The sequence below is a fragment of the Pantoea sp. SM3640 genome (assembly GCF_015654165.1).
Classification (GTDB): Bacteria; Pseudomonadota; Gammaproteobacteria; order Enterobacterales; family Enterobacteriaceae; genus Pantoea; species Pantoea vagans.
Genome location: NZ_CP064872.1, coordinates 2,015,112 through 2,027,863, shown reverse-complemented (window position 1 = coordinate 2,027,863; position 12,752 = coordinate 2,015,112). Strand labels below are relative to the sequence as shown.

The window sequence follows — 12,752 nt, the reverse complement described above, 5'->3', positions numbered from 1 at the left end:
CACGGGGTCGCTTGTTAAGCGCCGAATGCGTTCAGGCGGCGTCACACCCTTTTTTCAGCGCAGTACGACGTGCTGGCTGCATCCGGCGTGGTGCGGAGAGCAGGCTTCACTGCGACTGCGCTCAGATAAATCCCTCGCTGGCCGATAACAGCTTTATCTTCTCTGATATGAGTCTGCGGACATGCTTAAAAATCTTAAAATAACTCACGGTATTCTGGCGGTACTGGCCGTCTTTATTACGTTACTGACCCTGACCGGATTTCTGTTCTACAACGGCGTGTCAAAAGCCGACAAAAACTTCGTGGCGGCCGAGCAGCTGACGCTGCAGCAGCAGCACCTGAGCGATGCGGTCAAAACCCTGATTAAAACCCGCGTCACCATCAACCGTGTGGCGATCCGTTTCCTGAAAAATCAGCAGGACCCCAAATCGCTGGCGGCCATCGCCACACTGCTGGAGCAGGCGGGTCAGTCAGCGGAAAAGGCGGATGCAGATTTTAAAGCGTGGCAGGCGATGCCGCGTAAAGCAGGACAGAGTGAAGCCCAGTCGACGCAGGTTCAGACTGCTTATCAGCAGATGCGTGACACCATGCTGGCCTCTGTCACCTTTCTGAAGCAGGGCAACTACCCGGTCTATGGCAACCTTGAAGCGCAGGCGGCACAGGATCAGCTCGACACGGCCTATGAGGCCTGGCGTGCAGTGAACATCCAGCTGATGAAAGATACCTCTCTGCACAACCAGCGTAGCCTGACGGATGCACTCTGGGCGCTGCTGGCCATCGGCCTGATCACCGGCGTGATTGGGGTGGCAGTCTGGATGGGACTGCAGAAGCTGCTGATTAACCCGCTGGCCAGACTGACCGCTCATATGCGCGCTATCTCGGCCGGTGATTTAACCTCTGCGATTCAGCATGAGGGCCGCAACGAGATGGGCCAGCTGATTCAGGAGTTGCAGCAGATGCGTGATGCGCTGGTGGTAACCATTACATCGGTCGATGACGCCACTCGCTCAATCTTCACCGGTGCCGCGGAAATTTCTGCCGGCAGCACCGATCTCTCTTCCCGTACCGAGCAGCAGGCAGCCGCGCTGGAACAAACCGCCGCCAGCATGGAGCAGCTCACCTCGACGGTGAAGCTCAACGCAGACAATGCCCAGCAGGCGACCACGGTGTCGAAAGAGGCGTCAGCTACGGCCCTGCAGGGCGGTGAGACCGTTGCCCGGGTGATTGCCAACATGGATCAGATCAGCGAAAGCTCGAATCAGATCGCCGGTATTATCGCCATTATCGACAGCATCGCCTTCCAGACCAATATTCTGGCGCTGAATGCTGCGGTTGAAGCCGCGCGTGCCGGTGAACAGGGGCGTGGATTTGCGGTGGTGGCGGGTGAGGTGCGCTCGCTGGCCGGACGCAGCGCCAGCGCCGCGCAGGAAATTCGTGGACTGATCGACCGCTCAGCAGAGCGCATCAAAACCGGTGCCGGCCATGCTGCGCAGGCGGGCACCGCGATGGAGAGTATTGTGAAGTCGGTGAGTCGTGTGACGCAGCTGATTGAAGAGATTGCGGCATCCTCGACCGAACAGACGCGGGGCATTGAGCAGGTCTGCATTGCAGTCTCAGAAATGGATGGGGTGACGCAGCAGAACGCCGCGCTGGTGGAGGAGTCCGCCACTGCCGCCGCCTCGCTGGAAGAGCAGGCGAGCTACCTGCGTAAAACGGTGTCGGTATTCAAAACCGGCACGCTGCACGCAGCGTTCTCTGCCGCACCGGTTGCGAAGGCGATTGCTGTGCCAAAACGTCAGCCTGTCGCTGTGACAGACAATGAGAACTGGCAGACCTTCTGATAACGGAACGTCTGACGGATCACCGCGCACGCGACTGTGCTACGCTTTCCGGCATAAAAAAAACCGCCCCTGGAGGCGGTTTTTTATTTACTCAACGCATCAGGCCGGAACGGACTGTGCCTTCTGGCTACGGGACCAGACGCGGTGCGCTTTCATCGCCTGCGTGAAATCCGACATCAGCGCGATCTCAGCGGAGTCGCCCTGCACAATGCCTTCTTCCTGATCGGCATCTTCCAGGCCGAACTGCGCTTTAAAGCGGCGCGCGTCGCCCACCAGACCAATCACCTTGAGGTGTTTATAGGCTTCCAGCAGGAAGTAACGGGCATCGCCGCTTAGCAGCAGGGCATCGATATTGCCATTCGGCACGATGACCGCATCAAAGGTCAGAGAAGGCAGACCGGCAAAGGTGGCATCAACCGGCAGCACTGAGCCGTCATCCGCACGCACCTGGCCCATATGCGGTGCCAGCAGTTTGGTGTGCACACCTTCCGCTTTCAGCGCCTGCAGAATCGCCAGCACATCAGCCGCTTTCACGCCATCGCTCAGCAGCAGTGCCACCTGACGACCTTTGATCTCGCCATCCGGGATGGCATAAAGGCTCAGGCTGTCATCTTTAGTCAGGCCGTTCACTGCCGCCGGCGGCTGGATATTACGCTGCTCATCGGTCAGGGCGAGTCCAAGGTTATCCGCCACGCCCTGCGCCAGCTTAGTATCGATGCGTGCCAGATGATCGACTACGCGCTCACGGATATAGGCGCGACCCACTTTACTCAGCTCAAACGAGTAGGCACCAATGATGTGCTGCTGCTCAACCTCTGTCTGGCTGTTCCAGAACAGACGCGGCTGCGCATAATATTCACCGAACGACGGGCTGCGCTCACGCACTTTATGACCTTCAACCCGCTCCTGATAGCTCTCGAAGCCGCCACCGGTTGCAGCAGGTGGGGTTTCGCGCGGCCAGTTGTCGTTGATCGAGTTCGGCTCGTAGTTTGCCGGATTGGTGTCGATATCCTGACGATGCATGCCCTGACGCTGGAAGTTATGGTATGGGCAGGTCGGACGGTTGATCGGGATCTCATGGAAGTTCGGTCCGCCCAGACGACTGATCTGCGTGTCGGTATAGGAGAAGAGACGACCCTGCAGCAGCGGATCGTTGGAGAAATCCAGACCCGGCACGATATGACCTGGGTGGAACGCCACCTGCTCGGTTTCGGCAAAGAAGTTGTCCGGATTACGGTTAAGCACCATCTTACCGACGATCTCAACCGGCACCAGCGCTTCCGGGATCAGCTTGGTGGCATCCAGAATATCGAAGTCGAATTTGAACTCATCTTCTTCCGGGATCAGCTGCAGACCCAGTTCATATTCCGGGAAGTCACCCGCTTCAATCGCTTCCCATAAATCGCGACGATGGAAATCGGGATCTCGACCGGTCAGTTTCTGCGACTCATCCCACAGCAGCGAGGCTTTACCGGCCACCGGCTTCCAGTGGAATCGGACAAAGGTCGCTTTGCCTTCGGCGTTAATCAGGCGGAAGGTGTGGATACCAAAGCCTTCCATGGTGCGATAGCTGCGCGGAATGCCGCGGTCAGACATCGCCCAGATGACGTTATGCATGGTTTCCGGCTGCAGAGAGACGTAATCCCAGAAGGTGTCATGGGCGCTCTGACCCTGCGGGATTTCGTTGTGCGGCTCTGGCTTCACGGCGTGCACAAAGTCAGGGAATTTGTGCGCATCCTGAATAAAGAACACGGGCGTGTTGTTGCCGACCAGGTCAAACACACCCTCTTCGGTGTAGAACTTGGCGGCGAAACCGCGGATATCACGCACGGTATCGGCAGAACCTGCGCCGCCCTGAACCGTGGAGAAGCGGACAAAGACGGGGGTGGTCTGCTCGGGATCGCTGAGGAACTGCGCTTTGGTCAGATTTTTCAGGGAGCGATAAGGCTGGAAATAGCCGTGTGCGGCAGAGCCTCGGGCGTGCACGATACGCTCCGGGATACGCTCATGGTCAAAGTGCGTGATCTTCTCACGCATAATAAAGTCTTCCAGCAGCGTCGGACCACGCGAACCGGCACGCAGTGAGTTCTGATCATTGGCGATGCGTGTGCCCTGGTTAGTGGTCAGAGGGCGGTCGGTGCCGTTTTTGCGGCTGGCTTCAAGCTGATCAAGTTTGGCGTTGTGTGTCTGTGGCGCTTTCAGGCTGCCCGGGGCGGTAGGCTGTTTGCCTGGCGGGGTCGGTTCGGCTGGGGGCTGATGTGAACCATCTTTCGGTGCCAGCGATCCCAGCCCCGGCTCTGATGATTCCGGGCCGGTGGTCGGCGCGCGCTCGCTCAGGGGTTTCTTCTCGGTTTCTTTCGACATTAATCCATGCTCCAGCTGTTATTTTACGTTCGGCGACACTAAATATAGAACAACCTGAACAATGCTGAGGTTAAATCCGCGATTTAAACCACCCCGCAGCGCCTTTTTTGTCGGGTTCAAAACGCGCGCTTATCTCTTCGCCCTCATTATCGCTTCGCTTATTCACGCCTTGTGCCGTCTGGCTTAGCGGCCTGTCAGTCCGCGCCCGCTATAGTGGCAACCCGCTTTGATGCCACGGCAGTTCCGCTTATTACCGGTGAGTGGGATGTACCAGAAGAGGCCCCTGACCATTAAATAAAATTAATGCCGGGAAGTGTTCATCAGAGTTGAATTGTGAAATGTTATATCATAACATTTCTGGCTGTTACATTAATCGGGGATCAGGCTTTGAAAAATCATGCAGGTAAATGGATGGGAATCGTCGGCGCGCTGTTAATGAGTCAGCAGGCGCTGGCACATGGTACGCATGCCCATGGAAAACCGTTGTCAGCGATGGAGCAGAAGGCGGCTGAAGGGGTTTTCGCTGACAGCGATGTGAAAGATCGTCCGCTTTCTGACTGGGACGGAATCTGGCAGTCGGTCTATCCGCTGTTGCAGAGCGGCGAACTGGACCCGGTCTGGCAGAAGAAAGCGCAGCAGGACAACAGTAAAACGGCAGAACAGTACAAGGCCTATTATCGCAAAGGCTACGCTACCGACGTCGATACCATTGGGATCGAAAATGGCGTGATGGAGTTCCACGTCGGCGATAAGGTCAGCGCCTGCCACTATCACTATGCAGGCCACAAAATCCTGACCTATACGTCCGGGAAGAAAGGGGTGCGCTACCTGTTCGAGTGCCAGGACGCCAGCAGTCAGGCGCCGAAATATGTGCAGTTCAGCGACCACACCATCGGGCCGCGAAAGTCCGCCCACTTCCATATCTTTATGGGTAACGAGTCTCAGCAGGCCCTGCTGGCGGAGATGGACAACTGGCCAACCTATTACCCTTACCAGATGACGAACGCACAGGTGGTGAATGAGATGCTGCACCACTGAGTGCCGGGGCGGGGCTGATGACCCGCTGGTCACAGCGGGTTTTCATTATTACCTTTCGCCGCCTTTATCCCACCCACACCGGGCGGCGTGAGGCGGGGATGCCGCGCACCACCCGCCGATATGACTCTTCAACCAGCTGCTGAATCAGGCCTGGCGAGAGACCGTCGCCGGGATACACCGTAATCCAGTGGCGCTTATTCATATGGTAACCGGCAGTGATCGAGGGATAGATCACTCGGTGCAGCTCTGCCTGCTGCGGTTCGCATTTCAGGGTAATAATCGGTACGCCCCGCAGTTCGGTCAGCAGTAAAAACACTTTTCCACACACTTTATAAACCTGATGTTCCGGCCCGAATGGATAGCCTGATTCGGCGGCGGGCAGCTGTTCAGCCGCGTCGATAGCGATGCGCTGGATCGCGTGACCCTGCATAGTCTCTCTCCCTGTCATTATTCAGTCTGTCGCTGTGGCCCGCGACTGGCTGGTCGCCAGAGGCCTGTTACACTTCTGATAAGCATTAATCAGGAGCAGTCATGAAATTAGGCTTTGCATGTAAATATCTCAATAGCGATGGCAAACAGTTCTTCCCGTTTCGCGCGACGACCCGTAAACGATTTCTGAGTTTACCGCACGCTGAACGTCATCAGCTGGTTCATGAGATCACCGTTACTAATCTCAATAATCTCTACCTGACGCTTGAGCATCTGGCCACGTTACCGCCGCCGCTGCGAATGATGCGTATCGGCAGCGATCTGTTGCCACTTTACACGGTGCCCGAAGCGACGCCGCTGTTTGCGGAATTCCTGCCTGAGCTTTATCCGCTGTTTGCCCGCTGTGGCGAGCTGGCACGGGCACATGATATCCGGCTCTCTTTCCATCCGGGACAATATACCGTGCTGGCTTCCGATAATCCCGATGTGGTGGTGCGCGCACTGGAGGATGTGGAGTATCACACGCTCTGCGCCTGTCTGATGGGCTACGGTAAGACCTTCCAGGATTTTAAAATCAACATTCATATGAATGGTAAGGCGGGCTTCGACGGCTTTAAGCAGTCGTTTAATCAGCTCAGCCCGGAGGCGCGGCTGATGCTGACGGTGGAGAATGATGAGATCTCCTGCTCGCTGGATGATGTGCTGCAGGCGGCACCCCTCTGTCCGGTTGTGCTGGATATCCACCATCACTGGGTGAAAGAGAGCGAGTTTATTCAGCCGGATGACGCGCGTGTGGCCAGGGTAATCGACTCCTGGCGCGGCGTGCGACCGGTGCTGCACTATTCGATTTCTCAGGAGGGGATTATTCCGCAGGAGGGCTGGCCCGATCAGCAGCAACTGGGCGTGAGCAAAAGCAAACTGCGGGCGCACTCTGACTTCTTCTTCAATCCGACGCTGAATGGGTGGGCGCTGTCGTTTCAGGCTTTCGACATCATGTGCGAAGTGAAAATGAAAAATCTGGCGCGGGAACCGCTCTGGCAGTGGGGCGTCGCGCAGAAGCTGCTAAAGGATCCCCTGGCTGAAGGGGCCAGGGAATCGGCAGACGTTAAATAATCGCGACGCCGCCCGTAACGGCAATGGTGGCCCCGGAAATGTAGCTGGCTTCATCACTGGCCAGCATCACATAGGTGGGTGCCAGCTCAGCAGGCTGACCGGCACGCTGCAGTGGTACTTCACTGCCAAAGTTTTTCACCTGTTCAACCGGCATGGTCGATGGGATCAGCGGTGTCCAGATGGGACCAGGTGCGACCGCATTGGCACGGATGCCTTTCTCCGCCAGCAGGGCTGCCAGGCCGCCAGAGAAGTTAACGATGGCGGCTTTGGTCGCGGAATAGGCGAGCAGTTTCGGTTTCGGCTGGTCAGCATTGATCGAGGCCGTATTAATGATCGAGCCGCCTGCAGGCATATGTTTTGTGGCCGCTTTGGTGATGTAAAACATCGCGTACAGGTTAGTCTTCATTGTCCGATCAAACTCGTCGTCGCCGATCTCATCCAGCGATTCGCGCGTCATCTGATACGCCGCGTTATTCACCACAATGTTAATTTCACCAAAGGCTTCAACGGCTTTATCGACCAGCGCGTTGCAGTGTGATGCATCGGTAATGTCACCGGGCACTAAAATCGCTTTCTGACCGGCGGCCTCAACCAGTCTGGCGGTATCCTGCGCATCCTCATGCTCATCAAGATAAGAGATCAGCACGTCAGCCCCTTCCCGGGCAAAAGCAATCGCCACGGCCCGGCCAATGCCGGAATCGCCGCCGGTAATAATCGCTTTTTTACCCGCCAGACGGCCTGAACCCTGATAACTCTCTTCACCATGATCGGGCTGTGGCTGCATCGCGGCGGTACTGCCGGGCCACGTCTGCTGCTGCTCTTCGAAAGGGGGTTGTGGACGCTGAGTGGATGACATGACGTCTCCTCCATAAAAAAGATGGGAAAAACCTGTCAGGGCATCGATCCCTGACAGGCGGGCAATTAAGGTTTCGGTGGCGTGACGCCATCAATCTGCTCTGACTGTGCACCGGAGCCAGGACGGGCGTTGCCCAGCAGCGGCTCATCACCCAGAATCTCGGGCTGCTGCTTCGCGCTGAACTGCCCATGACCATCGTAAGCCGGGCCACTGCTCCAGCGACCTTCCGGCAGCGGTTTATCCAGTGAGGTATTCAGGCAGTAGTAAGAGTGCTCCTGCGCCTCATGTTCCTGCGGGAAGCTGTTCGGGATTGGCAGCGATGCGTTCAGGCCCCCCATCTCTTCGATCACCGCCAGCCACTGCTGCTGGTGCATGGTGTCACGGGCGATCAGGAAGGAGAGGAAATCCTTCATGCCTTTATCTTCGGTCATGTTGTAGAGGCGGGTGGCGAGTACGCGGCCGGTGGCTTCTGCGGTGACGTTAGCCAGCATATCGGCCGCCACGTTGCCAGAGGCGTAGATGTGGCTCATGTCGAACGGCATGCCGTTGGCGTTCACCGGCATTGCCGCCAGACCGGAAGAGAGAATATGGCGCGGATTCATGCCGCCCAGAATCGCATTAACGACCGGATCTTTCGCTGACGCTTCCTGGTAAGAGAGCGGTGCGCCTTCAAGGTTAAGCGCTACGGCGTAGCCCAGCATTTCGATATGGCTCAGCTCTTCGGTGGCGGTAGAGATCAGCAGATCCCGAATCCGCGCATCACCCCGCGCGCCCATCGCCTGGAAAAAGTATTGCATCGCTACACGAATCTCACCCTCGACGCCGCCGATAGCCTGCTGTAACAGCATGGCAAACTCTGGATCGGGCTTCTCTACACGAACCGGGAATTGAAGTTTTGATGAATGATGAAACATGATTATTTTCCTCGTCTGTGTTTGCAGTGGATGCAGAAAAAGCCTGGACACAGATATTGGATAAATAAAGCGAACCGAGAGCAATTAATCGCAATTTAAGGTGAAATAAGCGGCAAAAACGGTAAATAGTAGCGCTATATGTGGTCCGGCAGGGGAGGCTATGCGGGAGGTAAAAAAGAGGCGGGTGATGCAGTGCAGCAGCAATAAAAAAGCCCCTTTAAAAGGGGCCGATTCCGTAGTGGAAAAGCATCCGTGCTAATTCGCGTTCCGTCATAACAGACACAGGTTTTTAGCTTTCGCTGGTAGCTGTTGCACGCTGCAGAACATGTTCAAGAGCCTGACGGTAAATATCCTGCTTAACCACGTCGCGCTCGCTCTCCAGGTGGTGAATCAGGCCCAGCACGATGTCTTTATCGGAGACATGGGCTTTGGCTCGTGCGAGTTCAGCATGGACCGCGGCGATAACCTGTTTTTCAGTCGTCAGCGCTGTACCAGAGTTCATGAAGTAATCAGAAATCTGAGACTCTGTATTCATCGTTGTTTGCATGTCAGGCCTCATAAGAAATTGGGGAGGAATGCGTCGATTCAGAGCCGGTAACCGGCTGACGCAAAAAAAATTGCATCTGAAGGTGGAAATCCACAACACCTTCAGATGCGGTGCAAAGCACACTCGTTACAAGTGATTTAACATCACGAGACAAAGTTATACAAGAATGGCAAAGTTGTACAATAAAATTTGACAAAAGATCACTGGTCAGAGGTGTTGAGGGGCAGGCAGACAACGGAAGCGTATCGGGCTTTCAGTCTTTATCTGAGTTAATTCAGGGTTTTAAAGGATTTTTTTCCGCAGGATGATAGCGTCCGCTGGTGCGTAACGCCTCTTTTTTTCCGCCGTGCGAAAACGATACAATAGCCGTTCAGCCAGACATTTCAGCCAAAAACCTGTACAGGCCGTACAGGTTTTTTGCGCAGGGAGAGCGGACAACGCAACATGACTGCTGCAATCCTGTCCGCCTGACAGGTCATGCCACATAATTCACTTCCCACACCTGATGCAGAAGGCTAAGGTTGAGCCCTTATTCATCACAAGGAAATGATCATGGTTCACGACTATTTTGCGATTCCGCCTGCGGGCGTGACTCAGGAACAACATAAACGTTCAGTGGCTGTAGCAGCGGCGCTTTCAGTGGCAAAGGAGTCCGTCAGCGCTTCAACGTCAGCAACCGGCTCAAAAGCCTCCTGGGACCTGCAGGCCGTGGCGAATGAAATTGGTAATCTGGCCGATGCGATTCAGGATGCGCTGGAGAGTGATAGCCAGGCGTAAACCCTAACCCGGGGACGGGGCCGGTCAGGGGATGGCAGTGTTCAGGAGCCGGTAACGTCCGGTGAGCGGACGCTGCCGGAAAGCCCTATTCCATTGCGGGTGGCTCATATTTAATATACTGGCGCAGGGCGTCATGGATTGCCTGATTGTTGCCTTCCTCCAGACCGCGTTCGGCATATTCTTTTGCCAGGGCGGCCAGCACATCGTCAAATTTCCCTTTGTAGTTGAGATTATTCAGCGCAATTTGCTGACCGAGTATCGCTTTTAATACCGTGGTCTCAACCGTTAACTGTGCAACTGCCTCTTCCAGATGTTTAATTCGATCGTCGTCTGCCATAACCCCTCCAGGCCTTAAAAAAGGCAGAATAACCAGCCCGCGTTGAATATTCAAACCTCAGCGAATGCCACAGAGTCGTTGTCAGATTTTCCTTAAGTAAAAATAATCAGCGGGTGAATTTATAAGATTAGTTACTGAAAGAAAAAAACGCTGATATTCCCGTACTGCGGCAAAAGTAACCCGTTTCTGCTTACTCTCACAGCAGTGAGAAAAAAGAGGGTTAAAAAAGTGCATTACTATCAACTCCTTTGCCTAAAAATGTTCCGTGTCACTTGATTAAATGGGGGATTAGCTATTACTGTATTTATATACAGTAATCTGAGAAAGGAGTGAAATTATGGAATTCATTAAACCTGCGGACATTCGCGCCGTTATGCCTTTACCGCTTTATATCGAACGTGTGCCGTGTGGATTTCCCTCCCCGGCGCAGGATTATGTCGAACAACGTATCGATCTCAATGCGCTGATGGTGCAGCATCCCAGCGCCACCTATTTTGTCCGCGTCAGCGGCGAGTCGATGATTGAGGCGGGCATTAACGATGGTGACATGCTGGTGGTCGACAGCTCGCTCACCGCCTCACACGGCGATATCGTGGTGGCCGCCGTCGACGGTGAATTTACCGTTAAACGTCTTCAGCTTCACCCCTGCCTGCAACTGATGCCGATGAATACCAAATTTAAACCGATCGCTATCCAGACCGAAGATGCGCTGGAGGTGTTTGGTGTAGTGACCTTTGTTATTAAATCGACACACTGACCATGTTCGCGCTGGTCGATGTGAACTGCTTTTATGCGTCGTGTGAAACCGTTTTCCGGCCGGATCTGAAAGGCAAACCGGTGGTGGTGCTGTCCAACAATGACGGCTGTGTGATTGCGCGCAGCGCCGAGGCAAAGAAAGCCGGCATTAAAATGGGCGCGCCCTATTTTAAAATGCGCGAAGAGCTGACGCGTCACGCGGTACAGGTCTTCAGTTCAAATTATGCGCTCTATGCCGACATGAGCCATCGGGTGATGACCATCCTCGAAGAGATGGCCCCCTCGGTAGAAATCTACTCGATCGACGAGGCGTTTATGGATCTCACCGGCGTGCAGAACTGCATGGCGCTGGAGACCTTTGGCCGTCAGGTCAAAGAACGGATCCGCAAAGAGACCCATCTGACCGTCGGCGTCGGTATTGCACAGACCAAAACGCTGGCCAAACTGGCGAATTTTGCGGCCAAAAAGTGGAGCAAAACCGGCGGTATTGTTGATCTGTCGGACCCCGAACGACAGAGAAAGCTGCTGGCACTGATCGATGTGGCTGACGTCTGGGGCGTGGGGCACCGGATCGGCAAACGACTCAACGCCATGGGCGTTATGACGGCGAAAGATCTGGCCGATCAAAGCACCGAATCCATTCGCAAACAGTTCAGCGTGGTGATGGAGCGTACCGTCAGAGAACTGCGTGGCGAATCCTGCCTGGAACTGGAGTCAGTGACACCGGATAAGCAGCAAATCATGTGTTCGCGTTCGTTTGGCAGCCGCATCTCCGATTATGACCAGATGCGCGAAGCCGTCTGTGCCTATGCGGAGCGCGCGGCAGAGAAACTGCGTCGTGAGAACCAGTATTGCCGTCAGATAGGGGTATTTTTGCGCACCAGCCCGCACGCAACTGACGAACCCTTTTATGGCAATCAGTCTATAGAGACGTTGCTGATCCCGACGCAGGACACCCGCGACATCATCAACGTAGCAATGGCGTGTCTGGATAACATCTGGATTAAGGGATATCGCTATATCAAGGCGGGCATCGTGCTGGGGGATTTTTTCAGTCAGGGCGTGGCCCAGCTTGATCTGTTTGATGAGCATCAGCCACGCCGCAACAGCCAGGAGCTGATGCAGCTGATGGATAAAATTAACAAAACCGGCAGCGGAAAGCTGTGGTTTGCCGGGCAGGGAATCAACAAGGCCTGGGCGATGAAGCGCGAGATGCTGTCACCTGCCTATACCACACGGGTAGCAGATTTGCCGGTGGTGGCGGTTAAGTAGGTGCGGGTCCGGCCTCCTCTGTTGCTGTCGTAACAGCGTCTGCTAAAAGCTTTTTTTATCACGCGATTAAAGTGACAGGAAGTTATCCTTTGCCTGGCCCGATTGAGTCGTTTTTCATCGGGCATTTTAAAAAAATGACCAGGTAAATATAATGGATTTCAGAGAGTTTGAAGCCAGAGTAATGCTCTGGCCTGCAATACATTTCACAGCAATCATTCAATCCCGCCACCACGACGACTATGAGATTTATGCGGTCGACGACGACAACAATATCAAAACCCGACTCTTTTTATGCTTTGCTGACAATGAGAGCCACGCCAGCCTGCTTATTAAGCAGTTTATGTTATGGCTCATCAAAATAAACGCCCAGCAACGCAGGCAGCAACGGGCAGATCGCCGCAAAGAGACCGCGTTATTATCTGAATGAGTCGTGACCGGTTTGCCCTGTAACCTGTGTCGGGTTGCAGGGCACAACCGGTTATTTCCCTTGATCATCGGGCGACAGAAAC

13 protein-coding genes are annotated in these 12,752 nt (G+C 54.9%); 7 read left to right on the top strand and 6 right to left on the bottom strand.

Translation table 11 applies throughout. From position 1 onward, the window contains the following. The first annotated feature begins 181 nt into the window (after window positions 1-181). Window positions 182-1,840 (top strand): methyl-accepting chemotaxis protein, encoded by a 1,659-nt coding sequence (locus tag IV493_RS09395; protein WP_195857031.1) that lies wholly within the window; start codon window positions 182-184, stop codon window positions 1,838-1,840. Between the two features lie 99 nt (window positions 1,841-1,939). Here IV493_RS09395 and katE read toward each other — a convergent pair whose 3' ends face one another. Beyond that, window positions 1,940-4,204, bottom strand: coding sequence for a catalase HPII (katE, locus tag IV493_RS09390; protein ID WP_107319629.1), 2,265 nt, complete (start codon window positions 4,202-4,204; stop codon window positions 1,940-1,942). Window positions 4,205-4,591: 387 nt separating this feature from the next. Here katE and zinT point away from each other — a divergent pair, with 387 nt between their 5' ends. Further along, entirely contained in the window at window positions 4,592-5,242 is a 651-nt protein-coding gene (gene zinT, locus IV493_RS09385) for a metal-binding protein ZinT (RefSeq protein WP_370584630.1), read from the top strand. 64 nt (window positions 5,243-5,306) lie between these two features. Here the strand turns inward: zinT and IV493_RS09380 are convergent, their stop codons facing one another. Further along, a complete protein-coding gene (locus tag IV493_RS09380; protein WP_195857030.1) occupies window positions 5,307-5,672 on the bottom strand; it encodes an MmcQ/YjbR family DNA-binding protein in 366 nt (121 codons plus the stop codon). Window positions 5,673-5,773: 101 nt separating this feature from the next. Between IV493_RS09380 and IV493_RS09375 the strand changes: the two genes are divergently transcribed. Beyond that, window positions 5,774-6,784 (top strand): UV damage repair endonuclease, encoded by a 1,011-nt coding sequence (locus IV493_RS09375; RefSeq protein WP_013357742.1) that lies wholly within the window; start codon window positions 5,774-5,776, stop codon window positions 6,782-6,784. On the opposite strand, the gene IV493_RS09370 is transcribed toward IV493_RS09375, so the two are convergent. The 3 genes from IV493_RS09370 to IV493_RS09360 form a co-directional block, all read right to left on the bottom strand. Further along, window positions 6,777-7,640 (bottom strand): glucose 1-dehydrogenase, encoded by an 864-nt coding sequence (locus IV493_RS09370; RefSeq protein WP_095707261.1) that lies wholly within the window; start codon window positions 7,638-7,640, stop codon window positions 6,777-6,779. The genes IV493_RS09375 and IV493_RS09370 overlap by 8 nt on opposite strands. A 65-nt stretch (window positions 7,641-7,705) precedes the next feature. Further along, a complete protein-coding gene (locus tag IV493_RS09365; protein ID WP_013357744.1) occupies window positions 7,706-8,554 on the bottom strand; it encodes a manganese catalase family protein in 849 nt (282 codons plus the stop codon). A 289-nt stretch (window positions 8,555-8,843) separates the two neighbouring features. Further along, entirely contained in the window at window positions 8,844-9,101 is a 258-nt protein-coding gene (locus tag IV493_RS09360; protein ID WP_013357745.1) for a biofilm development regulator YmgB/AriR family protein, read from the bottom strand. Window positions 9,102-9,653: 552 nt separating this feature from the next. On the opposite strand from IV493_RS09360, the gene IV493_RS09355 reads away from it, so the two are divergent. Beyond that, the gene (locus IV493_RS09355; RefSeq protein ID WP_033732545.1) at window positions 9,654-9,878 is read left to right on the top strand and encodes a hypothetical protein; all 225 of its coding nucleotides are present in this window, start codon (window positions 9,654-9,656) and stop codon (window positions 9,876-9,878) included. A gap of 85 nt (window positions 9,879-9,963) precedes the next feature. Here IV493_RS09355 and IV493_RS09350 read toward each other — a convergent pair whose 3' ends face one another. After that, the gene (locus tag IV493_RS09350) at window positions 9,964-10,215 is read right to left on the bottom strand and encodes a hypothetical protein (RefSeq protein WP_033779254.1); all 252 of its coding nucleotides are present in this window, start codon (window positions 10,213-10,215) and stop codon (window positions 9,964-9,966) included. Between the two features lie 337 nt (window positions 10,216-10,552). Here IV493_RS09350 and umuD point away from each other — a divergent pair, with 337 nt between their 5' ends. The 3 genes from umuD to IV493_RS09335 all read left to right on the top strand — a co-directional run bounded on the left by umuD (window position 10,553) and on the right by IV493_RS09335 (window position 12,670). Next, window positions 10,553-10,972 (top strand): translesion error-prone DNA polymerase V autoproteolytic subunit, encoded by a 420-nt coding sequence (gene umuD, locus IV493_RS09345; protein WP_013357748.1) that lies wholly within the window; start codon window positions 10,553-10,555, stop codon window positions 10,970-10,972. 2 nt (window positions 10,973-10,974) lie between these two features. Further along, on the top strand, window positions 10,975-12,243 hold the full coding sequence (umuC, locus tag IV493_RS09340; RefSeq protein ID WP_195857029.1) for a translesion error-prone DNA polymerase V subunit UmuC: 1,269 nt from the start codon (window positions 10,975-10,977) through the stop codon (window positions 12,241-12,243). 151 nt (window positions 12,244-12,394) lie between these two features. After that, on the top strand, window positions 12,395-12,670 hold the full coding sequence (locus tag IV493_RS09335; RefSeq protein WP_013357750.1) for a hypothetical protein: 276 nt from the start codon (window positions 12,395-12,397) through the stop codon (window positions 12,668-12,670). Window positions 12,671-12,752: the final 82 nt, after the last annotated feature.